At 63.4% G+C, this 24,561-nt stretch carries 27 protein-coding genes and 2 pseudogenes; 17 read left to right on the top strand and 12 right to left on the bottom strand.

Annotated features, from left to right (window positions below):
• Positions 1-77: 77 nt before the first annotated feature.
• Together AC0V7N_RS14015 and AC0V7N_RS14010 are read right to left on the bottom strand one after the other, a co-directional pair.
• Positions 78-1,097, bottom strand: a complete 1,020-nt coding sequence (locus tag AC0V7N_RS14015; protein WP_475458391.1) for an SIS domain-containing protein — start codon at positions 1,095-1,097, stop codon at positions 78-80.
• 3 nt (positions 1,098-1,100) lie between these two features.
• The gene (locus tag AC0V7N_RS14010) at positions 1,101-2,021 is read right to left on the bottom strand and encodes a BadF/BadG/BcrA/BcrD ATPase family protein (protein WP_475458389.1); all 921 of its coding nucleotides are present in this window, start codon (positions 2,019-2,021) and stop codon (positions 1,101-1,103) included.
• 151 nt (positions 2,022-2,172) lie between these two features.
• On the opposite strand from AC0V7N_RS14010, the gene AC0V7N_RS14005 reads away from it, so the two are divergent.
• From AC0V7N_RS14005 to AC0V7N_RS13980, 7 genes are read left to right on the top strand one after another with little or no spacing between them, the layout of a single operon-like run.
• Positions 2,173-3,423: a sugar ABC transporter substrate-binding protein gene (locus tag AC0V7N_RS14005; RefSeq protein WP_475458387.1), complete on the top strand. Its 1,251-nt coding sequence runs from the start codon at positions 2,173-2,175 to the stop codon at positions 3,421-3,423.
• A gap of 1 nt (position 3,424) precedes the next feature.
• Positions 3,425-4,360, top strand: coding sequence for a carbohydrate ABC transporter permease (locus AC0V7N_RS14000; protein WP_475458385.1), 936 nt, complete (start codon positions 3,425-3,427; stop codon positions 4,358-4,360).
• Positions 4,357-5,025, top strand: a complete 669-nt coding sequence (locus tag AC0V7N_RS13995; protein ID WP_496627895.1) for an ABC transporter permease subunit — start codon at positions 4,357-4,359, stop codon at positions 5,023-5,025. The genes AC0V7N_RS14000 and AC0V7N_RS13995 overlap by 4 nt, the downstream gene beginning before the upstream one ends.
• Positions 5,019-5,204 carry a hypothetical protein gene (locus AC0V7N_RS13990; protein WP_496627894.1) on the top strand — a complete coding sequence of 62 codons (186 nt, stop codon included), beginning with the start codon at positions 5,019-5,021 and terminating at the stop codon, positions 5,202-5,204. Before AC0V7N_RS13995 ends, AC0V7N_RS13990 begins: the two co-directional genes overlap by 7 nt.
• A 45-nt stretch (positions 5,205-5,249) precedes the next feature.
• Positions 5,250-6,131: a 3,5-dioxohexanoate:acetyl-CoA acetone transferase gene (gene kce, locus AC0V7N_RS13985; RefSeq protein ID WP_503428551.1), complete on the top strand. Its 882-nt coding sequence runs from the start codon at positions 5,250-5,252 to the stop codon at positions 6,129-6,131.
• Complete coding sequence (locus AC0V7N_RS40915; RefSeq protein ID WP_503428550.1) at positions 6,085-6,282, top strand: hypothetical protein; 198 nt, start codon at positions 6,085-6,087, stop codon at positions 6,280-6,282. Before kce ends, AC0V7N_RS40915 begins: the two co-directional genes overlap by 47 nt.
• Positions 6,194-7,252, top strand: a complete 1,059-nt coding sequence (locus AC0V7N_RS13980; protein WP_475458379.1) for an ABC transporter ATP-binding protein — start codon at positions 6,194-6,196, stop codon at positions 7,250-7,252. Before AC0V7N_RS40915 ends, AC0V7N_RS13980 begins: the two co-directional genes overlap by 89 nt.
• A gap of 31 nt (positions 7,253-7,283) precedes the next feature.
• On the opposite strand, the gene AC0V7N_RS13975 is transcribed toward AC0V7N_RS13980, so the two are convergent.
• The gene (locus AC0V7N_RS13975) at positions 7,284-7,583 is read right to left on the bottom strand and encodes an AzlD family protein (protein WP_475458377.1); all 300 of its coding nucleotides are present in this window, start codon (positions 7,581-7,583) and stop codon (positions 7,284-7,286) included.
• Entirely contained in the window at positions 7,580-8,314 is a 735-nt protein-coding gene (locus AC0V7N_RS13970; protein ID WP_475458374.1) for an AzlC family ABC transporter permease, read from the bottom strand. The genes AC0V7N_RS13975 and AC0V7N_RS13970 overlap by 4 nt, the downstream gene beginning before the upstream one ends.
• A 171-nt stretch (positions 8,315-8,485) precedes the next feature.
• Between AC0V7N_RS13970 and AC0V7N_RS13965 the strand changes: the two genes are divergently transcribed.
• Positions 8,486-8,944, top strand: a complete 459-nt coding sequence (locus AC0V7N_RS13965; protein WP_027044481.1) for an Lrp/AsnC family transcriptional regulator — start codon at positions 8,486-8,488, stop codon at positions 8,942-8,944.
• A gap of 30 nt (positions 8,945-8,974) precedes the next feature.
• On the opposite strand, the gene AC0V7N_RS13960 is transcribed toward AC0V7N_RS13965, so the two are convergent.
• On the bottom strand, positions 8,975-9,898 hold the full coding sequence (locus tag AC0V7N_RS13960) for a LysR family transcriptional regulator (protein WP_475458372.1): 924 nt from the start codon (positions 9,896-9,898) through the stop codon (positions 8,975-8,977).
• A 133-nt stretch (positions 9,899-10,031) separates the two neighbouring features.
• Here AC0V7N_RS13960 and AC0V7N_RS13955 point away from each other — a divergent pair, with 133 nt between their 5' ends.
• Positions 10,032-10,550: a cupin domain-containing protein gene (locus AC0V7N_RS13955; RefSeq protein WP_475458370.1), complete on the top strand. Its 519-nt coding sequence runs from the start codon at positions 10,032-10,034 to the stop codon at positions 10,548-10,550.
• A gap of 9 nt (positions 10,551-10,559) precedes the next feature.
• Complete coding sequence (locus tag AC0V7N_RS13950) at positions 10,560-11,477, top strand: alpha/beta hydrolase (protein ID WP_475458368.1); 918 nt, start codon at positions 10,560-10,562, stop codon at positions 11,475-11,477.
• On the opposite strand, the gene AC0V7N_RS13945 is transcribed toward AC0V7N_RS13950, so the two are convergent.
• Together AC0V7N_RS13945 and AC0V7N_RS13940 are read right to left on the bottom strand one after the other, a co-directional pair.
• Entirely contained in the window at positions 11,474-12,637 is a 1,164-nt protein-coding gene (locus AC0V7N_RS13945; RefSeq protein ID WP_475458366.1) for an aminotransferase-like domain-containing protein, read from the bottom strand. The genes AC0V7N_RS13950 and AC0V7N_RS13945 overlap by 4 nt on opposite strands.
• A complete protein-coding gene (locus tag AC0V7N_RS13940; protein ID WP_475458364.1) occupies positions 12,567-12,971 on the bottom strand; it encodes a GntR family transcriptional regulator in 405 nt (134 codons plus the stop codon). The genes AC0V7N_RS13945 and AC0V7N_RS13940 overlap by 71 nt, the downstream gene beginning before the upstream one ends.
• A gap of 96 nt (positions 12,972-13,067) precedes the next feature.
• Here AC0V7N_RS13940 and AC0V7N_RS13935 point away from each other — a divergent pair, with 96 nt between their 5' ends.
• The 6 genes from AC0V7N_RS13935 to AC0V7N_RS13910 all read left to right on the top strand — a co-directional run bounded on the left by AC0V7N_RS13935 (position 13,068) and on the right by AC0V7N_RS13910 (position 18,103).
• Positions 13,068-14,186 (top strand): Gfo/Idh/MocA family oxidoreductase, encoded by a 1,119-nt coding sequence (locus AC0V7N_RS13935; RefSeq protein ID WP_496627893.1) that lies wholly within the window; start codon positions 13,068-13,070, stop codon positions 14,184-14,186.
• Positions 14,183-15,082: a myo-inosose-2 dehydratase gene (gene iolE, locus AC0V7N_RS13930; RefSeq protein WP_475458356.1), complete on the top strand. Its 900-nt coding sequence runs from the start codon at positions 14,183-14,185 to the stop codon at positions 15,080-15,082. The genes AC0V7N_RS13935 and iolE overlap by 4 nt, the downstream gene beginning before the upstream one ends.
• 113 nt (positions 15,083-15,195) lie before the next feature.
• The gene (locus tag AC0V7N_RS13925) at positions 15,196-15,441 is read left to right on the top strand and encodes a hypothetical protein (protein ID WP_475458354.1); all 246 of its coding nucleotides are present in this window, start codon (positions 15,196-15,198) and stop codon (positions 15,439-15,441) included.
• Positions 15,420-16,151 carry a substrate-binding domain-containing protein gene (locus AC0V7N_RS13920; protein WP_496627892.1) on the top strand — a complete coding sequence of 244 codons (732 nt, stop codon included), beginning with the start codon at positions 15,420-15,422 and terminating at the stop codon, positions 16,149-16,151. Before AC0V7N_RS13925 ends, AC0V7N_RS13920 begins: the two co-directional genes overlap by 22 nt.
• Positions 16,152-16,208: 57 nt before the next feature.
• Positions 16,209-17,306: an ABC transporter permease gene (locus AC0V7N_RS13915; RefSeq protein WP_475458349.1), complete on the top strand. Its 1,098-nt coding sequence runs from the start codon at positions 16,209-16,211 to the stop codon at positions 17,304-17,306.
• Positions 17,306-18,103, top strand: coding sequence for an ATP-binding cassette domain-containing protein (locus tag AC0V7N_RS13910; protein WP_475458347.1), 798 nt, complete (start codon positions 17,306-17,308; stop codon positions 18,101-18,103). The genes AC0V7N_RS13915 and AC0V7N_RS13910 overlap by 1 nt, the downstream gene beginning before the upstream one ends.
• A 6-nt stretch (positions 18,104-18,109) precedes the next feature.
• Here AC0V7N_RS13910 and AC0V7N_RS13905 read toward each other — a convergent pair whose 3' ends face one another.
• The 5 genes and pseudogenes from AC0V7N_RS13905 to AC0V7N_RS13885 all read right to left on the bottom strand — a co-directional run bounded on the left by AC0V7N_RS13905 (position 18,110) and on the right by AC0V7N_RS13885 (position 23,269).
• Entirely contained in the window at positions 18,110-18,316 is a 207-nt protein-coding gene (locus AC0V7N_RS13905) for a hypothetical protein (protein WP_496627891.1), read from the bottom strand.
• Positions 18,317-18,334: 18 nt separating this feature from the next.
• Positions 18,335-21,537: pseudogene (locus tag AC0V7N_RS13900) on the bottom strand (efflux RND transporter permease subunit).
• Positions 21,534-22,640: an efflux RND transporter periplasmic adaptor subunit gene (locus AC0V7N_RS13895; protein WP_496628012.1), complete on the bottom strand. Its 1,107-nt coding sequence runs from the start codon at positions 22,638-22,640 to the stop codon at positions 21,534-21,536. Before AC0V7N_RS13895 ends, AC0V7N_RS13900 begins: the two are co-directional and overlap by 4 nt.
• Positions 22,641-22,958: 318 nt before the next feature.
• Positions 22,959-23,087 carry a DUF1194 domain-containing protein gene (locus tag AC0V7N_RS13890; protein WP_475458343.1) on the bottom strand — a complete coding sequence of 43 codons (129 nt, stop codon included), beginning with the start codon at positions 23,085-23,087 and terminating at the stop codon, positions 22,959-22,961.
• Positions 23,084-23,269, bottom strand: coding sequence for a hypothetical protein (locus AC0V7N_RS13885; RefSeq protein WP_475458341.1), 186 nt, complete (start codon positions 23,267-23,269; stop codon positions 23,084-23,086). Before AC0V7N_RS13885 ends, AC0V7N_RS13890 begins: the two co-directional genes overlap by 4 nt.
• Positions 23,270-23,380: 111 nt before the next feature.
• On the opposite strand from AC0V7N_RS13885, the pseudogene AC0V7N_RS13880 reads away from it, so the two are divergent.
• A pseudogene (locus AC0V7N_RS13880) lies at positions 23,381-24,545 on the top strand (extracellular catalytic domain type 1 short-chain-length polyhydroxyalkanoate depolymerase).
• Positions 24,546-24,561 lie beyond the last annotated feature (16 nt).

Here is a 24,561-nt window from a genome sequence, read left to right as displayed (position 1 = left end):
AGCGGTTTGGCAATTTCCACGAGCATGATCTCAAATCGAAGATCAAACGCCGCCAAAAAAAGCACGAACAAGACAAGCTAGACTTCGGTCGGTGACCACGGTTTCAGCTTGATATCGGTCTGGCGGTAGCGGAACACGATATCGGTGAGGCCGGCCGCGTCCTGCATGTCGCCGACAATGAGCTGGATGGCGATGATCTCCAGAATGGCATCGGCAATGGCGTTGCCGAGCGCTGGAATGGAGATCACCACAAGCCTGTCGGCTGGAGCGACATCGCCGCGCCGCGTCACCAGCACCGAGGGACAGCCCAGCGCCGCAACATCCTGCGCGATCTTCACCTCGCGGCCATCGCCGATGGCGATCAGTCCGGTTGCCGCATCCTGCGATTCCATCGGTCCGTGCAGATAGTTGAGCGTATCCCATCCCGATGCCGGCACCCGAACGGCCTCGCGGATCAGCATCGCCGCCTCGCCGGCATTGGCGAAGCCGACACCGGCGCCGACGATATCGATGGATGCTCTGCCTTGCAGCAGCCGGGCCGCCTGGCCCGCAGCGCTTTGCGCGCCAGAGAGAACGGTGGCGACAGCGCTGGGCAAACGCGTCCAGTCGAAGCTGTTGCCGGCAAGCCTGTCGATCAGCATGCCAAGCGCCAGCAAGGTCCCGGTATAGCCGGTCGAACTGGCGCCATTGTCGGCGCCCGAATCCGTGGCAAGCACGGCGCCGGTGAGAGTGGCCAGCGGATTGTCGCTGCCACGGCAGACCGCGAGGCGCGGCGACGCCGAGGCCTCGCGCATGACGTCGGAGATCTCGCGGCTCTGCCCGGAGGCCGAGAGCGCGATGAACGCAACGGCGGCTGCATCTGTCCGACCATAGAGATCGGTCGGCGTATAGGCAAAAGCCTTGATACCGGAGGCGCGCAGATAAAGCGCGCCGGCCAGCGCGGCCTGGTAGCTGGCGCCGATGCCGGCAAGCCCTATCGTCTTGCCGGCGAAGGCCCGCAGATCAAGACCGTCCAACGCGACCGCCACCGAACGCCGGCCGATTTCGAGACTTTCCGTCTGGCGCGCCACCGCCGGGCGATAGCCGATACGCTTCATTATTCAAACGACTCCAATTTGCGAGGACAGCCCTTGGCCGACGAGCAGCCGCCGGGCCAAGGCGACCGCACCCAGCACAGGCGGTTCGCGCAGCAGCAGCACCTGGCTCGACGGCGACACCTTTGCCATGGCCTCGACAAATGCCGCCATCAGCATCGGCTGCTCCGAGATGACACCGCCGCCAGCCACGACCAGGGCGGGATTGGCGCCGCGTTCGATCAAGAGTTCGACCAGCGCGGCCAACCCTGCGCCGCCTTCCCTGATGACGCGGATGGCGAGAGCCGAGCCGGCGATCGCCGCGGCGAACACGGCATTGGCATAACGGCCCCAGACCGCCGCACCGCGCGTTTCGTTGAGCAGGATGCCGAGCTTGGTCTGGTCGTCTGTATCGAGTTCGCGCATCAGCGCGGCAATCAGCGGGTCGCCATCCTGGCCCCGGTCGAGGCTGTGCCGGATTGCCTTGGCCGCCTCGCGCACCAATGCCGGCGCGCTGCCCTCGTCGCCAAGGATCCAGCCCCAGCCGCCCGCGGCCAGCATCTTGCCATCGGCCGTGCGCGCCACCGCGATGGAGCCTGTGCCGGAGACGACGCCGATGCCATCGATATAGCCAGCGGCAGGCACCATCAGTTCGGCATCGTTGACCACCTGCACCGCACCACCGGTCCTGCTGGCCAGCAGCGCCTGGAAGCGCAGGCATTGCTCGTCCGTGTCACAACCGTGCGCTCCAACCGCCATGGCCGCTGGCGCGAAGCCGCACAATCCGGCGACGATCCCGGCCAGTGTCGTCGCATCGGTTTCCATCTGGCGGATGCGCCAGCTCTCCGTCACCAGCACCTCGTCGGCGATCGCGCGCTCGCCCTGGCACGCCATGATGCGTGTCTTGGTGCCGCCTATATCCACGCCTGCAATGATTTTCTGGGTCACCGACATCCACCGCGCACGCCGGACGAAGCGGGTCGCCTCGTCTCAATCCACATTAGTTAGGAAACTTTACAAACTATCTTCCCAGACGGCAAGAACTATGATTTGATAATCGTCGTAAAAAGCGCATCAAGCGCGAATGGGAGATTGCAACATGAGCAGGAGAAGGATTGGGCTGGCCCTCGCGGCCGCGTCTTTCGCATGGGGATTGGCAGCCGGCGTGGCGCATGCCACCGACATCTCGTTCTGGACCTGGCGCCAGGAAGACAAGGCCGCCTACAACGAACTTTTCGCCGACTTCACCAAGGCCAACCCGGACATCCATGTGAAGTTCGAGTCCTTCCCGGACGAGAACTATCCGACCATCGTCTCGACGGCGCTGGCCGCCGGCAAGGGCGGCGACGTCATCCACACCCACGCCTATGGCTGGCTCGAGCAGTTCGTGAAGGCGGGCTATTTCGAGCCGCAGGATCTGACCACGGTGCCTTCGCTGGCCAACCAGCCCGCCGATGCGCTGGTGGCCGGCACCTACCGCGCCGACAAGAAGGTCTATTCCCTGCCCTTCGCCTCGCAGACGCTCGGCCTGTTCATCAACAAGGACGTCTTTGCAAAAGCCGGGCTGACGCCGCCGACCACATGGGATGAGTTCATCACCGTCAGCAAGGCGCTGAAGGACAAGGGCATTTATCCCCTCGCCAACGGCATGGGCACCAGCTGGTTCAACGAAATGTTCGTAGCCATCTTCACCAACCCGTTCCTCGGCCAGGACTTTGTCAGCGACCTGACGTCGGGCAAGACCACCTTCAAGGACCCGCGCTATATCGCGGCGCTCGGCAAGCTGCTGGAACTGCGCGACTATATGCCGCCCGGCTTTGAAGGCATCGACTACGACACCGCCGGCCAGTTGTTCATCAGCGGCAAGGCGGCGATGCTGGCCGGCGGCAGCTTCGACATCGCCAGCTACCGCACCCAGAACCCGGCCATCAACATGGACTTCATCGCCCCGCCAATGGCCAAGGCCGGCGATACGCCGCAGGTGACCAAGTTCTTCGACGGCGGCTATGCCGTCAACGCCAAGTCGGCCAACAAGGAGGCCGCGCTCAAGCTGGTCAACTGGATGGGCACCAAGGAGTTCGGCGACAAGTTCTCCGCTTTGCTCGGCAACATCTCGCCAATCAAGGGCGTCGTCATCAAGGACGAGCTTCTCGCCCATGTCGCCAAGTTGAACGAAACCGCCATGCCGCATATCAATGTCGTCTACTTCCGTTTCGAGAAGCCGACGGGATCGGAGCTGCTGCAGGGCGACATCACTAAGATGATGTCGGGTTCGATCACCCCGGACCAGCTGGCCGCCGACCTGACCAGCGGCCTCGCCAAATGGTACAAGCCTTTCCAGGGCAAGTGACATGAGCATCGGCCGGCGCCACACCACAAAAGCCTTTCCGTGGCGCCGGTCACTCTGGATCGCGTCCCTGCTGACACCGGCCCTGGTGGTCATGGTGCTGTTCGTGCTCTGGCCGCTGCTGTCGGCCTTCCGCCTTGCCTTCTATGAGTTCAACGGCTTGCAGCCGATCGGATTCATCGGCTTCGAAAACTTCCGCAAGGTGCTGTTTGAACAGCCTTATAGCGACTGGACCTACAATGCGCTGAAGCACAACATCATCGCCTTCGTGGCGCTGATGGTGTTCGAGAACGGCACCGCCTTCCTGCTCGCCTATGCCTTGCTGAAGGCGCTGCCCGGCCACCGCATCCACCAGGTCATCGTCTTTCTTCCGGTCGTGCTGTCGGCGGTCATCGTCGGCTTCCTGTGGAAACTCTTCCTGCACCCGCTGTTCGGTCTGGTGAACCAGACGCTAGCGCTGGTCGGCATCGGCGCCATCCCGTGGCTTGGCAATGAACACACGGCACTGGGCAGCATCCTGTTCGCCAATGTCTGGCACTGGCTCGGCTTCCCGACCCTGGTGCTGCTCGCCGGCATGCAGCGCGTCAGCAAGGAAGTGATCGAGGCCGCCCGTCTCGACGGCGCCGGCGACTATGTGCTGATGACGAAGATCATCTGGCCGCTGATCGCGCCGAGCGTGACCATCGTCACCATCCTGACCTTCATCGGCAGCTTCAACTGGTTCGAAATCCCCTACGTCATGGCCGGCCTCACCGGCTCGCCCGGCGGCGCCACCGACGTGCTCGGCCTCTATTTCTACCGCACCGCCTTCGGCTCGACGACGACCGGCATCCAGGATTTCGGCCAAGGCAGCGCGCTGGCCGTGATGATGTTCATCATCGTTGCCGGCGTCACCGCAATCGCGCTTCGCTACCTGCGCCGCCGCGAGATCGAACTGTGAGCGCGACAACCCGCACCGCGCAACCCGCCGAACTGTTGAAGAACGGCGCCATCCAGCTGATGCTGGCGATCAACGCCGTCATCATGATCTATCCGCTGTTCGTCATGGTGACGTCGTCCTTCAAGACCAATGCAGAGATCTTCAGTTCGCCCTTCGCCCTGCCGGCGCACTTTTCGCTGGCCAATGCCGAGCGGGTGTGGAGCGAAACCAACTTCGTCCGCTACCTCGCCAATTCCGTCGGCATCACAGTGGCCGCGGTGGCGCTGATCCTTCTGTTCAGCACCATGGCCGCCTACGCCATTGCCCGCTACCAGTTCAGGCTGAGCGCATTGGTGCTGATGTTTTTCCTAAGCGGCATGACGGTGCCGCTGAAACTGGCGATCATTCCGCTGTTCATCCAGCTGTATTCGCTTGGTCTGGTCGACAGCTATGCCGGCCTGGTGCTGGTCTATGTCGCCATGGGCATTCCCTCGGCGGTGTTCATCATGACCGGCTTCCTCCGGACCTTGCCGCGTGAACTGGAAGAGTCCGCACGCATGGACGGCGCCAGCGAATTTCGCATCATGCGCTCGATCATGCTGCCGCTGGCGCGCCCGGCGCTCGTCATCGTCGCGATCCAGAACGCGGTTCCGATCTGGAACGACTTTTCTTTCCGCTGGTGCTGATCACGTCGGACAATCTCAAGACGCTGCCGCAGGGCCTCACCGTCTTCGTCGGCGAATTCACCACCGACTGGGGCGTGCTGTTCACCGGGCTGACGCTGGCGGCGCTGCCGATCACCCTGCTCTACATCGTGCTGTCGAAGCAGTTCATCTCGGGCATCACCCAAGGTGCGGTGAAATAAGGCGCGGTGAAATAAGCTGCGGTCAAATAGACGAGGAATCTTCAAGTGGCGAACCAGAACAAGATCATCATCACCTGCGCGGTCACCGGCTCGATCCACACGCCGTCAATGTCGCCGCATCTGCCGGTGAGCGCGCAAGAGATCGCCGATGCCGCGATCGGCGCGGCCGAGGCGGGTGCTGCCATCGTCCATCTGCATGCGCGCAATCCCGCCGATGGCCGGCCCGACCAGTCGACCGAGGCCTTCGCGCCCTTCCTGAAGGTGATCAAGCAGCGTTCGGACTGCGTCATCAACATCACCACCGGCGGTGCCGCGACGATGAGCGTCGAGGAGCGCGTCAAGCCGGCGGCGACCTTCGCGCCGGAAGTCGCCTCGCTCAACATGGGCTCGATGAATTTCGGCCTCTATCCGATGCTGGAACGCTTCAAGACGTTCGAGCATGACTGGGAACGGCCTTATCTCGAAGGCTCGCGCGACCGCATCTTCCGCAACACTTTTGGCGACATCGAGCACATATTGCGCACCTGCGCGGAGAACGGCACGCGTTTCGAGATCGAATGCTACGACATCGGCCATCTCTACACGCTCGCCCATTTCGTCGAGCGCGGCCTGGTCAAGGCGCCGTTCTTCATCCAGAGCGTGTTCGGTATCCTGGGCGGCATCGGCACCCATCCGGAGGATGTCGCGCATATGAAGCGCACCGCCGACCGCCTGTTTGGACAGGATTACCACTGGTCGGTGCTGGGCGCTGGCCGCAGCCAGCTGCCGATCGCCACCCAGGCGATTGCGCTCGGCGGCAATGTGCGCGTCGGGCTGGAGGAACTCGCTGTGGATCGGCAAGGGCCAGCTGGCGAAATCGAACGCCGAGCAGGTAAGGAAGGTGCGCCAGATCATCGAGGGGCTCGGCGCCTTCGTGGCCACTCCTGACGAGGCGCGGCAGATCTTGCAACTCAAGGGCGGCGACAAGGTCTCTTCTAAGGAAAAAACCAATGAGTGCGCTCACCATAACAGGCGTCGAGAAGGCCTATGGCAAGGCCAGGGTTATCCACGGCGTGTCGGTCGATATTGCATCGGGTGAATTCGTCATCCTCGTCGGTCCGTCCGGTTGCGGCAAGTCGACCTTGCTGAGAATGATTGCCGGGCTGGAAGACATCAGCGCCGGCGAGATCGCGCTCGAAGGCAAGGTCATCAATGACGTCGCGCCGAAATCGCGCGACATCGCCATGGTGTTCCAGAACTATGCGCTCTACCCGCATATGACGGTGCGCGAGAACATGGCCTTCGCGCTGACGCTGAAGAAGACCGACAAAAGCGAGATCGACGCCAAGATCATGCGCGCCGCGACGATCCTCGGACTGAAGGATTTGCTGGAGCGTTATCCGCGCCAGTTGTCCGGCGGCCAGCGCCAGCGTGTCGCCATGGGCCGCGCCATCGTGCGCGACCCGAAAGTCTTCCTGTTCGACGAGCCGCTCTCCAACCTCGACGCCAAGCTGCGCGTGCAGATGCGTACCGAGATCAAGGCGCTGCACCAGCGCCTGGGAACCACCATCGTCTACGTCACCCACGACCAGGTCGAAGCCATGACCATGGCCGACAAGATCGTCGTCATGAATGGCGGCATCGTCGAACAGGTCGGCGCCCCGCTCGATCTCTACGACCGCCCGGCCAATCTGTTCGCCGCCCAGTTCATCGGCTCGCCGTCGATGAACATCCTGCAGGGCCGCACCACGGCGGACGGTTTTACCGCCAGCGACGGCATCGTGTTTCCGCTGCCGGTGTTGGAACAGGGCGAAAGCGCGCTGGCCTGGGGCATCCGGCCAGAGCATCTCAGGCTCTCCGACAGCGGCGTGCCGGCCGTGGTCGAAGTGGTCGAGCCGACCGGCGCGGAAACGCTTGTCATGGCCAAGGCTGGCAACAACACGCTGAGCGCACTGCTGCGCGAACGTATTCCCGTGATGCCGGGCCAACAGGTTTTCCTCGCGCCAGACCTGAGCCAGTTGCATCTGTTCGACGCCAGCGGTCGGCGCATCACGTCCACGGTCCAGTAAACGCGGGCGCCCGCCTGGCTTTTGTTGGATTCTATCCGATGAAATGTCTGAGCAGGCCCGCAGCACCCACGCCGATCAGCACGGTCGGCAGCATGGAGAACCGCGTCGCCGCGACGAGAGTGATCGCCAAGGCCAGCAGATCGCCCGGATTCCGGGACACGAAAGCCGGCGCGATGACCGAGATCAGCACGCAGCCCGGTGCTGCCTCCATCACCGCCGTGGCACGGGCGCTGAGCGTGCGGTTGCGGAGCACGACATAGCCGCCGATCCGCGTCAGATAGGTGACCCCTGCCATTAGCACGATGGTGAGAAAGGTTGCCGCGTCGATCATGCATCACCTGCCATCAGCCAGGCAGCGGCGAGCCCCGACACCGCGCCCGCCGCGACATACCAGGCGCCGGGAACGCAGAGATAGACAAGGGCGGCAACGACCAGGCTGACCAGCCAGGGTCGCGCCGCCGCCACGCTCTTCCACATGCCGCGCATCAGCACCAGGAAGACGGCCGGAAACGCCATGTCGAAACCGTAGTGCTGGACATCGCCGAGCATCGGTCCGAGCAGCGCGCCCGTCGCCGTGAAGCCCACCCAGGCCAGGTACATCGCCAGCGCCGCGCCCATATAATAGCGCGGGCTGAAGGCCGGCGTGATCCCGGCGGCAGCGCGCTGTTTGGCATCGGCAAGGCCCAGCGCCCAGCTTTCGTCGCATAGGAAGAACAGCGCTGGAAACGCCTTGCGGCGCGGCAGGCCGCGCAGGAACGGTGCGAGCGCCGCTCCCATCAGCAGATGCCGGCTGTTGACCAGGAAGGTTATGGCGACGATGAGCAGGATATGCGGCGGCGACGTCCACAACTGGATCGCCGCGAATTCCGAACCGCCGGCGAAATTCAGCCCCGTCATCATGGATAGCTCGACCGTGGTCAGCCCTTTCTGCGTCGCCTGCGCGCCCAGCACCAGAGCATAGGGAATGGTGCCCAACAGCACCGGCGCGCAGGACGCGACGCCCCGGCGGAATTCGGATCCCGAGCCATCGCCCGCCGCCTCGACCGTCTGTGAAATGCTCATGCTCTACCATCGGCCGGCCCCGCGGCCGCCGCTTCCCTGCGTTTTGAACTCTCGTGATACCGGCGGCAAACATACCCGCACCTCTCCGCAATTTGGTTGCGAAGATTGTCGCATTTCACCTATTCTTGGCACCAGATGTCACAGATATCAAAAAAGATGGAGTTCAACACCATGAAACTCGATGACATCGACAGGCGCATCCTGCGGGCGCTGCAGCGCGACGGCCGCATGGCCAACAATGATCTGGCCAATGAGGTCGGGCTGTCGCCCTCGCCTTGCCTGCGGCGCGTGAAGCTTCTGGAGGAAGCCGGCGTCATCGACCGCTATGTCGCGGTGCTCAACCCGGCCAGCATTGGCAAGGGCCTCACCTTCTTCACCCGCATCTGGCTGAAGACGCAGGACGAGGACACGATCGAGCATTTCGCCACCGAAGTGGCCAAGCTGCCGCAAGTCATGGAATGCTACCTGATGCTCGGCGACTGCGACGCCATGGTGCGCGTGGTGGCGGCCGACATCAACGACTATCGCCGCTTCCAGTCGGAGCATCTGAGCCGCATCAAGGGTGTCCAGAACGTCAAGACCGACGTGCCGAGCTGGACGATCAAGTACACATCGGAACTGCCGATCTGAGGTGCCCCACAAGCGAGAGGAAACCGATCATCAATCCGTTCCGACGATGCCGCCTTGCCAATGCTCGTTGGGCACCGAAACCTCGCGCATGAAATCCACGAAGCTGCGCACCGTCTGCGACAGCTCGCGCTTGCTCGGGAACAGCAGATTGACCTCGACCGGCGCGATGTCCCAATCGGTGAGCAGCGGGACGAGGTGCCCTTCGGCGAAATCGTCAATACAGAGATAAGTTGAAAGCACGCCGAGACCGGCGCCGTTGCGAACAAGTTGATGGATGGTCAGCGCATCGTTGACGCTGACCCGGTTGCGGACATCGACCGTGGCCATCTCGCCGCCCCGGTAAAAATGCCAGGTCCGCGTCCGGCCGTCGCCGCGAGGCATCTCGATGCATTCATGCTTTGACAGCTCTGCCGGCGTCAGCGGCGTGCCGTGCCGGGCGAGATAGTCCGGCGAAGCGGCGAGGCAGCGGCGCACGCTGCCCAGGCGTGTCGCCACGAGTGCGGAATCCGGCAGCGGCCCCATCCGGATCGCCACGTCGACCCGCTCGGCGACAAGATCAAGGTCTCGACTTGTCAGGTCGAGCGACACATCGACATGGGGAAAGCGGGCGAGGAATGCGGGCAAATGCCGTGACAGGACATTGATGCCGAAGCCGATGCCGGCGCTGACCCGCAGCAAACCGCGCGGCTCGCCGGCGAGGCTCTCGACATAGGTCACCGTCTCGTCGATCCGCACCATCAGCTCGACGCAGCGTGTCTGCAACGCCTCCCCGGCGGCGGTCAAGATCACGGCGCGGGTGGTGCGCTGAAACAGCCGCGCACCCAGCTGCTGCTCCAGCCTTGCGATGTTGCGGCTGACCGTCGATTTCGGCAGGCCGAGCGCGCGGCCGGCAATCGAGAAGCTGCTGGTCGCCGCCACTTTCTCGAAAACGCGCAGGTCATTGAGATCGATCATGCCGGCGACTGTTCCATCCGTGGGACAGTGAGTCCAGCCGGTCGAACGACCTTTTTGCTGTGCCGGCCCTAACTAGCAGGTACCACTGACACGAAAGCTGGCAACCCGCCGGTACCCCCCTTGGAGGCCAGACATGCCCGAATTCGAAATCCCCGCTGACGACCTCGATCGCCAGCTCTCGGTCGTCGATCCCGACGATGCATCGCTTCAGCATCTGGCCGTGGTCGGCGACACCTACACCGTGCTGCTTTCCGGCACACAGACGGCCGGACGCTTCTGCCTGATCGACATGAAGGTTCCCGATGGCGGCGGCCCCGGCCCGCACCGGCATGATTTCGAGGAAATGTTCCACCTCCTGGAAGGCGAGATGGAGTTCACCTTTCGTGGCCAAAAAAGCGTGGCCAAAGCAGGCATGACGGTGAACATCCCCGCCAACGCGCCGCATTCCTTCAAGAATGTCTCAGGCGCTGATGTGCGCATGTTATGCATGTGCGCACCCGCCGGGCAGGAGGTGTTCTTTGCCCAGGTCGGAACACCGGTCGAGAGCCGTACCGCATCCGCGCCGGAGCTGACAAAGGACGAATTCGGCGCCTTTCTCGCCAAAGCCGCGGCGCTCGCTCCGGAATTCCGCACCGAACTTCTCAAGCCTTAGGACCAACTCATGAGCGTCGAAATCCACCCCGAGGACGAGAGTGACCGCGCGGTCATGCAAGCGATGCGCGACATGCTGGCGACGTTGCCGGCGCTGGAGTTTGCGCCGGCGTCGCGGCCAGCCTTCGAAGAGCTGATGCAACACACGCCTGCCGCCGACGGGATCAGCTTCGAGACAGGCACGGTCGGGGCGGTATCGGGCGTATGGTGCCGGCCAAAGGCCGGTTCCTCACGCGCCGTGATCCTCTACCTTCATGGCGGCGCCTATGTGCTCGGCTCGGCCATCGGTCACCGCAACTTCGTCAGCCAGATCGTGCAGCGTGGCGGCGCACCGGCCTTCATTCCAGACTACCGGCTGGCACCCGAGCACGCTTTTCCGGCCGCCATCGACGATGCGCTCAGTGTATTCACCGGGCTTTGCGAAATGGGCCAAGAGGCGATCGCGATTGCCGGCGACTCGGCTGGCGGTGGCCTTGCGCTGTCATTGCTGACGCTGGTAGCGGCCAAGGCCACGAAGGGCACTGGCGTCATGCCGCGTTGCGCGGTGCTGATGTCGCCATGGGCCGATCTTGCGCTGGCCGGCGGCTCGATGCAGACGAGAGCGGAAGCCGACCCGTTGGTGAAACGCGACGAGCTGAAAAAGGCGGCTGACCTCTATCTCAAAGGCGCCGATCCCAGCGATCCACGCGCCTCGCCGCTCTATCAGCCCCTGGGCAGACTGCCGCCGCTGCTGGTCCATGTCGGCGATGACGAGATCCTGCTCGACGATTCACGCCGCGTGGTCGAGGCGGCGTCGAGCGCGGACGGCGATGCAGCGCTGCATATCTGGGAAGGCATGACGCATGTTTTCCCCTCGAACCTTGCCCAGCTGCAAGCCGCGCGCGACGCTGTCGACATGGTGGGAGCCTTCCTCCGCCAGCATCTCTAACGCATGTCGCCCAATCTCGGGCTTTTACCCCTGACTATTCGTTCGCTAAAATGGCTTTGCAGCACGGCGCGAAACTTCTGCATCGTCTTTTCGGTCGTCGGCGCATCGGCTGCCGCGAAGCCCATGACGAGGCCGTTCTGCTCCGTGCCGTGACGGTACTGGATCGACAAAGCCGAGACGTTGATGCCCTGCTGAAGCGCCGCCTCGGCAACCGCCCAGTCGCTGCATTTCTCGCGAAAAATGCCGACGACCTGGATGCCGGATTCGGTGGCGTGGAAATCCAGCCACTCGCCCAGATGCCTTTGCGCGCTTTCGAGGAAGAACTGGCGCCTCTCCGCATAGAGGCGCCGCATGCGTCTGAGATGGCGGGTGAAATGCCCTTCGTTCATGAAATCCGCGAGCGCCGCCTGGGTCAGCAAGGGGGCGAACTGGCCGCTGACGCTCAGCGCCGAGACGATCGTATGGTCTATCGCCTTGGGCGCCACCATGAAGCCGAGGCGCATCGCCGGGAAAAGTATCTTGGCGAAGGTGCCGACATAGACCACACGGTTTGACGCGCCGATGCCTTGCAGTGCCGGAATGGGCTGTCCCTGGAAACGGTATTCGCCGTCATAGTCATCCTCGATGATCCACGAGCGCCAGGTCTCGGCCATGTGCAAGAGATTGAGCCGCTGTTCCATCGGCATGGTGATGCCGAGCGGGTGATGGCAGGAGGGCGTCACGAAGATCATGCGCGGAATGACAGGCGGCGGATCAAGGTTCCAGCCGGCGTTGCTGACGCGCAGCGGCGCCAGTTTCGCCCCGGCCGAGACAAAGGCCGAACCGGCCCCGTAATAGCCCGGCTCCTCCATCCACACCGTATCGCCGTCATCGATCAGCAGCCGGGCCAGGAGATCGAACGCCGATTGCGCGCCATTGGTCACCACGATCTGCTCGGCGGTGCACTTCACGCCGCGCGATGCGGTGAGGTAGCGCGCTATCGCCTCGCAAAGCGGTGGATAGCCTTTGACGTGATAGGTGCCGAAAAGATCGATATGCGCGAATTTTGCGCGGCGGCTGAGCAGTTTCGACCAGGTGTTGAACGGAAAATTATCCCGGGTCCGGCATGCCGGGATGAAAGGCAAGCATGCCCGGCCGGCCATGATGGTAGGGTTGCGCAAGCATTGTCTGCCCGCGCCGCGATATCGGATTGGCGTCCTCGAGCGATACATCTTCCACCGCCACCGAGCGGGTCGGCAGGTCCATCACCACTGAGGGTCTGCGTGGCCGTATGGCGAGATACCCTTCCAGCGCCAGCTGATCGCAAGCGGCAATCACCGTGTTGCGCCCGACATTCAGATCCCGCGCCATGACCCGTGTCGAGGGCAATGCGTGGCCGCTCGGCAGCACGCGCCGTTCGATCAGGCCGCGCAACTGGACATAGAGCTGCCGATGCAGATTGGCGGGGCTCTCGCGATCGAGCGCCATGCCGTCGACGGGAAAACTGGTCTTCATCTGGTTCCCAAAAATCAATCGGATCTGGCTCTCACAATGGAACCAAAGCAGCCTTAGGCTCAAGAAAAAGCGTTCGGGTTCAGATGGGGCTGGCCGATGCAGTGCATAAGGGTGGGCGTGATCGGTGCGGGCGGCGTCGCCCAGGTCGAGCACATCCCGAACCTGCTCAAGCTGCACCGGCAGTTCAAGATCGTCGGTGTCTACGACCCTTCGCGCAAAGTCCGCGCCTTCGTCGGCGAGGAATTCGGCCTCGAAACATCCGCCGATCTCGACGCGCTTCTCGCCATGCCGCTTGACGCCGTGATCATCGCCTCGCCGGATGCGCTGCACCGCGAACAAAGCCTCGCCGCCTTCGCCAAGGGGCTGCATGTCTTCTGTGAAAAGCCGCTTTGCTACAGCGCAGACGATATCGACGAATTGATCGCCGCCAGGGATCGCGCCGGAAAGGTGCTCCAGGTCGGCTACATGAAGCGTTTCGACCCGAGCTACGAGGCGGCATTGAAAATGCTGCCCGGCACGGCGCGGACGCTTCGCTACATTTCGGTCGAGGTCAACGATCCCGACGCCTGGCCCTTCATCCGGCACGCCTCCACTTGCCGGGGTGACGACGTCGCGGCGGAATTGATTGCCTCGACCGAAGCCAGGCAGCGCGAACAGGTGGAGCGCGCGGTGCCGGGGCTGGACGATCCCGACGCCTTTCGCGGCTTTGTCGGCGCCTTTTGTTCGTCGATCGTGCATGATGTGAACGCCGTCCATGGCTTGCTCGATGCACTCGGCGTCGTCGATGGTGAAATTGTCGGCGCCTCGCTCTTCGCCAAAGGCGAAGGCGGCCAGGGCACTGTCCGGCTGCTCGACGGCGAGGCGCTGTGGACCATGGCGCATGTTGCCGTTCCCAAGCTGCCCGATTACCGCGAGCGCATCACGCTCTACTTCGACGACGCCGCGCTCGAGCTGGAATTCCCCTCGCCCTATCTCAACCACCAGCCGACACGGCTGACGCTGCGCACCGGCGACGGCCATACGCTTTCCAGCCGCGATATAAGCAGCGGCTACGAGGAAGCATTCGTCGAGGAGTTGAAAGGTTTCTGGTCGGCGATCGTCGAAGGCTCAGCCGTGCGCAACACCGCCGAGCATGCCCGCCGCGACATGACGCTGCTCGCCGGCCTCGCCCGCCATCACCTAGCCCAGTCGAAGCAATCAGGAGTTCGCCCGTGACGGTTCGCATCGGCATCAACCCGATCACCTGGTCCAACGACGACGTGCCGGAGCTCGGCGGCGATACGCCGCTTGACGTCTGCCTCAGCGAAACCAGGCAGGCCGGCTATGCCGGCACTGAACTTGGCGGCAAGTTTCCGCGCCGCTCGGCCGAGCTGAAGCCGATCATGCAGCGCTATGGCCTTGCCGTGATTTCCGGCTGGTATGATGGCCGCTGCGACGAGAAGGATGTCGGTGCGGAAATGGATGCGATCACGCCGCATCTCCAGCTTCTGAAGGATATGGGCTCGACCCATGTTGTCTACGCCGACACCTCGCGCGGGCGCCACAACGCCATCTGGGGGCCGATCTCGCAGCGCCCTGCGCTCGGCGCGGAAGAATGGCCGGCCTATGGCCGCAAGCTGACGGCGCTGGCAGAGAGGATGGCGGATTTCGGCGTGCGCATGGCCTTCCACCACCATATGGGAACCATCGTCGAGACCGATGCCGAGGTCGGCCTGTTGATGCGGCACACCGGCGAAGCGGTCGGCCTGCTCTACGACACCGGCCATTCGACATTTTCGGGTGGCGATCCGCTTGCCCTGATCAAGGCGCACGTTAGCCGAGTCGTGCATGTGCATTGCAAGGACGCCCGCAAACCCGTGCTCGAGCGCGCCCGCGCCGAGGACATGAGTTTCATGGGTGCGGTCATGGAAGGGATCTTCACCGTTCCCGGCGACGGTTCCATCGACTACCCCGCCATTTTGCGCGTGCTGGCCGACAATGGCTACAGCGGCTGGCTGGTCGTCGAGGCCGAGCAGGATCCCAACAAGGCCAATCCGCTGACCTATGCGACGATGGGATTTCAGAACCTGTCGCGCATGGCGCGGCAAGCCGGATTTGACGTCATCGAGTGATTGAGGCCGCCATGCGGCCTCTGGGGAACCAGTGCTGAGGAACGGAACTGGAATGAAGGGGCAACTGGACTGCCGACCGTAATTGCGGCGGCGGAAAACAAACAGGAGGTTCTATGTTTTCGCTTGCGAAATTAGTAAAGCTTGCGCTCGGCCTGCTGGCCGGCTTCACCATGATGACGGCGGCCACGACCCTTGCGGCCGCCGACGAGACTCGGGTGGTGTTCGTCACCCACGGCCAGAGCGGCGACCCCTACTGGTCGGTGGTCAAGAACGGCATGGACGATGCCGCCAAGACGCTCGGCGTCAAGGCCGATATCTGGCGCCCGAAACCTTCGACATGGCCAAGATGGCGCAGATGATCGACGCCATCGCCGCCTCGAAGCCCGACGGCATGGTCGTCTCGATCCCCGACGCGGCCGCCCTTTCGGCTCCGGTCAAGAATGCCATCGCCGCCGGCATCCCGGTCATCATCATCGATTCCGGCGGTTCGAAACTCACGCACGATCTTGGCGGCCTGCTGTTCATGGGGCAGGATGAATTCCAGGCAGGCGTCACGGCCGGCGAGCGCATCAAGGCGCTCGGCCTCACCAAGGCGGTCTGCGCCAACCACGAGGTCGGCAATTCGAGCCTCGACGACCGTTGCGCCGGCTTTGCCAAGGGCCTGGGCGTCGATGTGCCGGTGATGAACGGCGTCATCGACCCGACCGAAATGAAGAACCGCGTGATCGCCTATATGACCGCTCATGCCGATACACAGTTCATTCTTGCCGTCGGCGCCAGCGGTGCCGAACCGACGCTTGCCGCGCTTGATGAATTGGGCCTGTCGGGCAAGGTGAAGACCGGCACGTTCGATCTCTCCCCCACGATCCTGCAGGCCGTCGTCGCCGGCAAGATGGAATGGGGCATCGACGCCCAGCAATACGCCATGGGCTACATCCCGGTCGCGATGTTCGATCTCTGGAAGAAGTACAAGATCATGCCGATCGCCGACTATCCGACCGGCCCCGGCTTCGTCACCAAGGACACCGCCGCCTCGGTTATCGAGCTGTCGAAACTCGGCAAGCGCTAGGACTGGCGGCCGGGGCCTTGCCCCGGCCGTTCTTACTTGGGTGAAGGGCAAGCAGCCATGGTTTCAGAGACTAGCGACGAGCGGGTCCGGTCCGTCTCACGCCTGAGCCGCCTGTTGAGCAGGCCGGAACTTGGCGCGGTCGCCGGCACCGTGTTGGTCTTCGTGTTCTTCGCCATCACGGCGGGGGGCACGGGACTGTTCAGTGCCAAGGGCATCATCAACTTCCTCGAAGTCTCGGCCCAGCTTGGCATTCTCGCCGCCCCGGTGGCTCTGCTGATGATCGCCGGCGAGTTCGACCTGTCGGTCGGCTCGATGATCGGCTTTGCCGGCATCCTCATCGCCATCCCCGCTGTTTTCTGGGGCTGGCCGATCTGGCTGTCGCTGCTGTTCACCTTCGCCGTTTGCGGCGGCATCGGCGCGCTCAACGGGCTCGCCGTCGTCAGGACCGGCCTGCCCTCCTTCATCGTGACGCTCGGCAGCCTGTTCATGCTGCGCGGCCTCACCCTTGGCCTCACGCGCGGCATTTCGGGGCGGACCCAGGTGTCGGGCGTGCACGAGCTGGCGTTGCACGATCCGCTGAACAGCCTGTTTTCGGGACAGGTGTTTTCCGGCCTGATCGCCAGGCTTGCCGACATCGGCCTGATCGGCAAGCGGGCGGACGGCCTGCCATCGATATCAGGCATTCCGGTGTCGATCGTGTGGTGGATCGTGCTGACCCTGGCCTGCACCTGGCTGTTGACGCGCAGCCGCTTCGGCAACTGGATTTTTGCAGCCGGTGGCGAAGCCAATGCCGCGCGCAATCTCGGCGTGCCGGTGGCGCGCACCAAGATCACGCTGTTCGTCATGACGGCACTAGCGGCCGCGCTTTTTGCCGCGATCCAGGTGCTTGTCACCGGCTCGGCCGACACGCTGCGCGGCACGCAGAAGGAGTTCGAGGCCATCATCGCCGTCGTCATCGGCGGCACGCTGCTCACCGGCGGCTATGGATCGGCCATCGGCGCCATGTTCGGCGCCCTGATCTTCGGCGTGGTGCAGATGGGCATCTTCTACACCGGCATCGACACCGACTGGTTCAAGCTGTTCATGGGCGCCATGATGGTCATCGCGGTGTTGTTCAACAGCTATGTGCGCAACCGCGCCATGAGGAGCCGGTGATGGCCGAGCCCTATGTCGAACTGAAGTCGGTCAGCAAATATTTCGGCTCGGTCGTGGCCCTGAAGGATGTGTCCTTCGATGTCTGCCCCGGCGAGGTGCATTGCCTGCTCGGCGACAATGGCGCCGGCAAGTCGACGCTGATCAAGACGCTGTCCGGCGTCTACACGCCGGACGAAGGCGAGATCCGTGTCCAGGGCAAGCCGACACGGTTTGCCTCGCCCGCCGATACGCGTAACAGCGGCATCGCAACCGTCTACCAGGACCTGGCGCTGGTGCCGCTGATGAGCGTGGCGCGCAACTTCTTCCTCGGGCGCGAGCCGATGCGCAAATTCGGGCCGATCAGCCAGTTCGACGCCGACTTCGCCAACCGCACCGCCTATGACGAGATGTCGGCGATGGGCATCCAGCTGCGCGATCCCGAACAGCCCGTCGGCACGCTGTCGGGCGGCGAACGGCAGTGCCTGGCCATAGCGCGTGCCGTCTATTTCGGCGCCAAGGTGCTGATCCTCGACGAGCCGACATCGGCGCTGGGTGTCCACCAGGCCTCCGTGGTCCTGAAGCTCATCGTGCAGTCCAAGGCACGCGGCATCGGCGTCATCTTCATCTCCCACAACGTTCACCACGCCTATGTCGTCGGCGACCGCTTCACCCTGTTGAAGCGCGGCCGGAGCACCGGCACCTACGCCAAAGGCGAAATCACCCGCGACCAGCTGCTCAATCTGATGGCGGGCGGCAAGGAACTGGTGGATCTGGAACAGGAATTGGCGAAGGCGGCGAGGAATGGGCCGGCGACGTAGGTGATCCTAGAGCAATTCCAGGAAAAGTGTGAGCGGTTTTCCGTCCGGAATTGCGTCAAAACAAAGAGTTAGAGCGGTTCGCCGTTTCCATGAAACGGTGAAATGCTCTAAGTCGAACGGCAGCTTTGCGCCGCATAGCTTTTGGTCTTCAGTCATGCCGTCGTGGCCGTTGCCGCGCGGCGCCGATTTTCTGGAGTGATAAGCCGCGCCCAACACGGCGAATTCGTAACCCTACTCCGCGGCCGTCTCCGATGGCGCCTCTGCCGGCCCCGAAGGCTCGGCCTCGGCACGGGGCTTGCGCCGTGAAAACAGCGACCTGAGCGTGACGTAGAACACCGGCGTCAGGAACAGGCCGACGAAGGTGACGCCGAGCATGCCGGAGAACACCGCGGTGCCGAGCGACTGGCGCATTTCCGCGCCCGGGCCCGTTGCGATCATCAACGGCACGACGCCGAGGATGAACGCGAAGGCGGTCATCAGGATCGGTCGCAGCCTGAGCCGGCAGGCTTCGACGGCAGCCTCGGCGATCGACAGGCCGCGTTCCTGCGCCTGCCGCGCGAATTCGACGATCAGGATCGCGTTCTTGGCGGCAAGCCCGATCAGCACGATGAGGCCGATCTGCACGAGGATGTTGTTGTCCAGCCCTCGCAAAGACACGCCGACCAACGCCGCGAGCACGCCCAGCGGCACCACCAGCACAATGGCGAACGGCAGCACCCAGCTTTCATATTGCGCCGCCAGCGCCAGGAACACGAACAGCACCGACAGTCCGAAGATATAGACAGCGGCATTGCCGGTGTTGCGCTCCTGATAGGCGAGCTCAGTCCATTCATAGGAGGTACCGGCCGGCAGCGTCTTTGCCGTGATCCCTTCCATCAATGCCAGCGCCTCGCCAGTGGAAACGCCGGGCGCCGCGTTGCCCTGCAGCGGCACCGAGACGTACATGTTGTAGCGCTGGACCAGCGCCGGGCCAGTGACGTCGCGGATCTCGACCAACGTGCCGAGTGGAACCAGCGCGCCGGTCGCCGAGCGCACCTTCAGTTTCAAGATGTCGGCGCGATCGAGGCGGAACGCCTGGTCGGCCTGCGCCCGCACCTGGTAGACGCGCCCGAAAGCGTTGAAGTCGTTGACGTAAGCAGTGCCCAAATTGATCGACAGCGTCTCGAAGATGTTGGGGATCGGCACGTTCAGGATGCGCGCCTTGTCGCGATCGATCGCCAGGAAGAATTGCGGGCTCGACGCTGAGAACGTCGTGAACACGCCCGTCAGCCCGGCGTCTTGTTGGCCTTGCCGGCGATTTCGTAGGCAAGCGCCAGGATCTGCCGCATGTCGGCGCTGTTGCGCTCCTGGATCTGGAGCTTGAAGCCGCCGGCATTGCCGACGCCGCGGATCGGTGGCGGCGGCAGTGCGATAATGAAGGCTTCCTTGATGCTTTGCAGGCTGCCGAACAGATTGCCGATGACCTTGGTCGCCGACTGGCCGGCCTTCAGTCGCTCGTCAAACGGCTTGAACCTGGCGAAGATCACGCCCGCGTTGGTGGCGTTGGTGAAGGTCGCGCCGGAGAAGCCGGCGAAGGCGACTGCGTAGTCGACGCCTGGTGTTTTCTGGATGATCTGCGACGCCTGCTGGACGACCGCATCGGTCCTCGATAGCGAGGCGCCGTCCGGCAACTGGATGACGACGATCGCATAGCCCTGGTCGAGCGACGGAATGAAACCGCGCGGCACCGTCTGCACCATGTAGACAGTGGCGTAGATGAGGGCCGCGAAAACGGCCAGCATGGCGGTGATCGCTATCCGCGAGCCGACCAGCACGCGGATGATGCTCGAATACCAATGGGCGACCCTGTCGAAGCCGCGATTGAAGCCGTCGGCGAGCGTCCGTCCGAACCGCGCCAGGAAAAAGCGCGGCGGCGCCGCCGCGGCGTGGTGCGGCTTGAACAGCAGTGCGGCCAGCGCCGGCGAAAGCGTTAGAGAATTGAATGCCGAGATCGCCGTCGACACCGCGATGGTGATCGCAAACTGCAGGTAGAACTGCCCAGAAATGCCGGGGATGAAGGCTGTCGGTACGAACACGGCGATCAGCACCAGCGAAATCGCGATGATGGCCGTTCCGACTTCGTTCATGGTCAGGTGCGACGCCGGATTGGGCGCCAGCCCACTGGCGATGTTGCGCTCGACGTTCTCGACCACGACGATCGCATCGTCGACGACGATGCCGATCGCCAGAACGAGGCCGAACAGTGTCAGCATGTTGAGCGAGAAGCCGGCGGCATAAAGCACCGCCAGCGTGCCAATCAGCGACACGGGGATCGCCACGATCGGCACGATCGCCATGCGCCAAGATTGCAGGAAGACGATGATGACGACGATGACCAGCAACATCGCCTCGAGGATCGTCTTGTAGACCTCCTGGATCGACTCGGCGACGAACTCGGTCGGATTGTAGACGATGTCGTAGCTCAACCCCTTCGGGAAGTCGCGGGACAGCTCCTTCATCTTGTCCTGGATCTCCGCGGCCGCGGCGAGCGCATTGGTGCCCGGCCGCTGGAAGATGGCGAGCGCCACCGCCGGCTTGCCGTTGAGATAGGAGTTGGTGACGTAATCCTTGGCGCCGAGCTCGATGCGTGCCACGTCCTGCAGCTGGATCAGGCGGCCGTCCTCGGTCGATTTGACGATCACGTATCGGAAGTCGCGTGCGTCGTTGAAACGGCCTTGCGTGGTGACCGTGTACTGGAACGCGGTGCCCATGTTGGTCGGCGGCGCGCCGATCGAGCCGCCCGACACCTGGACGTTCTGGTCGCGCAGCGCCTGCACCACATCGCCCGAGGTCATCCCCAAAGCGGACAGTTTTTCCGGATCGAGCCAGATACGCAGCGAATATTCGCGTTCGCCGAAGATGATGAGGTCGCCGACGCCGTCCAACCTGAGCAGTATGTCGCGCACCCGCGAGCGGGCGTAGTTCGAGACGTAGAGCTGATCGTAGGTATTGTCGGGCGACAGCATGTGCACGACCATCATCAGGTCGGGCGAGCTCTTGGTGGTGGTGATGCCGAGGCGGCGGACTTCTTCGGGCAGGCGCGGCTCGGCGACCGACACGCGGTTCTGCACCAGCACCTGCGCCTGGTCGAGATTGGTGCCCAGCTTGAAAGTGATGGTCAGCGCCATCGCCCCGTCACCCGACGAATAGGACGACATATAGAGCATGCCCTCGACGCCGTTGATCTCCTGCTCGATCGGCGTTGCCACCGTCGCTGCGACCGTCTCGGCGTCGGCGCCCGGATACTGCGCGCGAACGACGATGGTCGGCGGTGCGATCTCGGGATATTGCGAGACCGGCAGCTGGGTATAGGCAATCCCGCCGAGGATCAGCAGGACGATCGAAACGACCGATGCGAAGATTGGGCGGTCGACGAAGAAATGTGCGAACCTCATTGCTGCAACCCGGCGGTCTCGGCCTTGGGCGGCAACGTCACCATCTCGACCTTCACCTTGGTGCCGGGCCTAGCGTGCATCAGCCCGTTGACGATGATCGTCTCGTTGCCGGTCAGGCCCGAGCGGATCACCCGGTAGCCGTCGAGAAGCGGGCCGGTGCGCACGGGCTTCGCCGAGACCATCCCGGCCTCATCCACCAGGAACACGATGCGGCGATCCTGATCGGCGCCGATCGCCTCGTCGGGCACCAGCACGCCGCTATGCGGCAGCGACCCCGGCACGTTGATGCGCCCGAACATGCCTGGCTGGAGAACGCCGTCGGCGTTGGGAAACCTCGCACGCACCCGCATGGTGCCGGTCGCGTTGTCGATCCGGTTCTCGGCAAAATCGAGCTTGCCTTTGAATACCGCCTCCGCGCGGTCGGCGACGCGAACCGCCACCTCGAGCCCGCCGGCGCCTTCCTGCATGCTGCCGCCACGCTCCTTCGCGTCGCGGGCGTAGCTGAAATACAGGCGCTCATCGACGTCGAAATAGAAGTCGATCGGATCGCGCGTAACGATGGTCGTCAGCAAGGTGGAATCCGGCTGCACGAGGTTGCCGACCGACACCAGACGGCGGTCGATGCGGCCGGACAAGGGCGCCTTGATCTCGGTGAATTCCATGTTCAGGCTGGCCGTCGTCAGCGCAGCCGTCGCGCCCTGCATCTGCGCCTGCGCCGAAAGGTATTCCCGCCGGCGGTCGTCGACCGTCGCGGTTGAGATATTGCCGGTCTTGGCGAGTTCGTCGGCGCGATCCAGCTGCATCTTGGAGAATTCGAGCAGACTCTTGGCGACGTCCACTTGCGATTTGGCGGCATCATAAGCCGCCTGGTACGGACGCTGGTCGATGGTGAAGAGCAGGTCGCCCTTGTTGACCAGTGCGCCGTCCTTGAAGCTGACCTTGTCCAGATAGCCGCTGACGCGCGAACGGATGGCGACCTGGTCGACGGCTTCGAAGCGCCCGACGAACTCGTCGTCTTCGACGATTTCACGGACCACCGGCTTGGCCGCTGTTACCACGGGTAGCTGCTGGTCCTGCGCAAACGCAGTGCTGCTGAAAGCCATGCCGAGCAGGAATGCCGCCGACACGGCCGCGCGGGCAAGCCAGCCGACCGATCGACGGGGTCGCCCACCCGCGTCGCGATGCAATTGCGCATTCTCTGGGGTGTCCATTTGCGTCCTCGCTCGCTGGACCCGGAGGTCGGTTGATCCGCTTCTACGCTCAGGCTTTCTCGTCGAGATCAGAGCACTGCAGTGTTGTGCATGGCAACATGATCATTTTCCATGTGGGCTGAAATGTCCACCCTGTGGCTGCCCCGCCACCGGGCCAAAGCCAGTCGCGATTTAAAGGATTCAGGATTCCCTTGATGGACGGCTTATGATTCATATTGGTCGAAGGAGATCGATATGGGCATCACCACGCCGGCCGGATTCAATGGACTGCAACACTTCGGCATCGAGCAGTGCGTTGACATATCCCTCCCGCTGCAGCCGTTGTTCCGCCTCGCTCATTGAAGACGATACATCGACACAGAGGTAGAAGCACCGGCACCTACGCCAAAGGCGAAATCGACCGCGACCGGCTGTTCAATTTGATGGCGGGCGGCAAGGAACTGGTGATCTGGAACAGGAACTGGCGAAGACGGCGAGAAATGGACCGGCCTGAGGTACGGCGCCGGCTTGGAACGAAGCATTCGCCTCTCGCCTACCCCAGCGTAAGCTTGTTATTGTGCAGTGCAGCAACGATGTTGCTGCATGTGCATTGTGCTCGGGCTTCCGCCATTCCGGCGGTCTAGGATCTCGGTTTGCGGAACATCTCAGATACGATCGCCCGCCTTTCGGCCATGCGAGGCCGGACGGCATTTTCCCAACCGGGCCATCTCGACAGCCTGTCCGACCTGGCCACGTTCGGGTCCAATCCGGGCGCCTTGCGGGCACGCTTCTACGTTCCTGAGAACCTGCCACGCGGAGCCGCACTGGTCGTGGTCCTGCACGGCTGCACGCAGACGGCGGCCGGTTATGATCACGGGTCCGGATGGTCGCCTGGCAGCAGAGGAAGGATTTGCTGTGTTGCTGCCGGAACAGCAGCGCGCCAACAATGCCAATCTCTGCTTCAACTGGTTCGTGCCCGAAGATGTCACCCGCGATCGCGGCGAAGTGCTCTCCATCCGCCAGATGATCGAAGCCATGGTGACGAAGCATGGCCTGGACCGCCGGCGCGTTTTCGTCACCGGCCTTTCCGCCGGCGGCGCCATGGCAGCAGCAATGCTGGCAACATATCCGGAGGTGTTCGCCGGCGGCGCAATCATCGCGGGCCTTGCCTATGGCAGCGCGTCGACGATCCCGGAAGCTTTCGATCGCATGCGTGGCCATGGCGGCCCGTCCAAGTCGGAGCTCCAGCGACGTCTGGCGCAGGCGTCATCGCATAAAGGGAGTTGGCCGAAGATTTCGATCTGGCAGGGCACGGCCGATCACACGGTGGCGCCGGCTAATGCGGATTCCCTTGTCGCCCAATGGCAGGGCGTTCATCGCGTCGGGGCAAGCCCTGTTCGAAAGGAGGCCGCCGATGGACAAACGCGGCAGGTCTGGTGCGACGCCGATGGCAATGAGGTAATCGAAAAATACGCCATTGCCGGCATGGGCCACGGCACCCCCTTGAAGACGGGGGGGCAGGACGGCTTGGGCCATGCCGCGCCGTTCATGCTGGATGTTGGAATATCGTCGACGAGACGTATGGCGGCCTTCTGGGATCTTGCGAGCCGGGATGCACCAAGAGGGGCGAAGCCTGAGGCGGCCGTAGCGAACCCCACTGCGGGTAGGGACTTGCGCCCATATATTGCGCCGGAAAGGTCGAGGCCAGCGCGGGTTGAACCTGCCGAACAACCGCGTCCGGATGGTTCACGCGCTTCTGCTACAGGCGTGGGCAAGGTGATTGAAGATGCGCTCCGCGCTGCCGGCTTGATGCGCTAGCCAAAGGCTTTTCGGC

This window comes from Mesorhizobium kamtschaticum (genome assembly GCF_056174585.1).
The sequence above is the reverse complement of the archived record's forward strand: the minus strand, read 5'-3'. Positions and strand labels throughout refer to the sequence as shown.

What these genes read in the sequence shown, in the direction of transcription:
- AC0V7N_RS13885 (WP_475458341.1), bottom strand. Translation starts at nt 23,269, where the DNA reads ATGCTTCGTTCCAAGCCGGCGCCGTACCTCAGGCCGGTCCATTTCTCG.
- AC0V7N_RS13910 (WP_475458347.1), top strand. Translation starts at nt 17,306, where the DNA reads ATGGCCGAGCCCTATGTCGAACTGAAGTCGGTCAGCAAATATTTCGGC.
- AC0V7N_RS13925 (WP_475458354.1), top strand. Translation starts at nt 15,196, where the DNA reads ATGTTTTCGCTTGCGAAATTAGTAAAGCTTGCGCTCGGCCTGCTGGCC.
- AC0V7N_RS13975 (WP_475458377.1), bottom strand. Translation starts at nt 7,583, where the DNA reads ATGATCGACGCGGCAACCTTTCTCACCATCGTGCTAATGGCAGGGGTC.
- AC0V7N_RS14005 (WP_475458387.1), top strand. Translation starts at nt 2,173, where the DNA reads ATGAGCAGGAGAAGGATTGGGCTGGCCCTCGCGGCCGCGTCTTTCGCA.
- AC0V7N_RS13915 (WP_475458349.1), top strand. Translation starts at nt 16,209, where the DNA reads ATGGTTTCAGAGACTAGCGACGAGCGGGTCCGGTCCGTCTCACGCCTG.
- AC0V7N_RS14000 (WP_475458385.1), top strand. Translation starts at nt 3,425, where the DNA reads ATGAGCATCGGCCGGCGCCACACCACAAAAGCCTTTCCGTGGCGCCGG.
- AC0V7N_RS13895 (WP_496628012.1), bottom strand. Translation starts at nt 22,640, where the DNA reads ATGGCTTTCAGCAGCACTGCGTTTGCGCAGGACCAGCAGCTACCCGTG.
- AC0V7N_RS13940 (WP_475458364.1), bottom strand. Translation starts at nt 12,971, where the DNA reads ATGAAGACCAGTTTTCCCGTCGACGGCATGGCGCTCGATCGCGAGAGC.
- AC0V7N_RS14015 (WP_475458391.1), bottom strand. Translation starts at nt 1,097, where the DNA reads ATGAAGCGTATCGGCTATCGCCCGGCGGTGGCGCGCCAGACGGAAAGT.
- AC0V7N_RS13965 (WP_027044481.1), top strand. Translation starts at nt 8,486, where the DNA reads ATGAAACTCGATGACATCGACAGGCGCATCCTGCGGGCGCTGCAGCGC.
- AC0V7N_RS13970 (WP_475458374.1), bottom strand. Translation starts at nt 8,314, where the DNA reads ATGAGCATTTCACAGACGGTCGAGGCGGCGGGCGATGGCTCGGGATCC.
- AC0V7N_RS13920 (WP_496627892.1), top strand. Translation starts at nt 15,420, where the DNA reads ATGGCCAAGATGGCGCAGATGATCGACGCCATCGCCGCCTCGAAGCCC.
- AC0V7N_RS13935 (WP_496627893.1), top strand. Translation starts at nt 13,068, where the DNA reads ATGCAGTGCATAAGGGTGGGCGTGATCGGTGCGGGCGGCGTCGCCCAG.
- AC0V7N_RS13950 (WP_475458368.1), top strand. Translation starts at nt 10,560, where the DNA reads ATGAGCGTCGAAATCCACCCCGAGGACGAGAGTGACCGCGCGGTCATG.
- AC0V7N_RS13980 (WP_475458379.1), top strand. Translation starts at nt 6,194, where the DNA reads ATGAGTGCGCTCACCATAACAGGCGTCGAGAAGGCCTATGGCAAGGCC.
- AC0V7N_RS13955 (WP_475458370.1), top strand. Translation starts at nt 10,032, where the DNA reads ATGCCCGAATTCGAAATCCCCGCTGACGACCTCGATCGCCAGCTCTCG.
- AC0V7N_RS13960 (WP_475458372.1), bottom strand. Translation starts at nt 9,898, where the DNA reads ATGATCGATCTCAATGACCTGCGCGTTTTCGAGAAAGTGGCGGCGACC.
- AC0V7N_RS13890 (WP_475458343.1), bottom strand. Translation starts at nt 23,087, where the DNA reads ATGAGCGAGGCGGAACAACGGCTGCAGCGGGAGGGATATGTCAACGCA.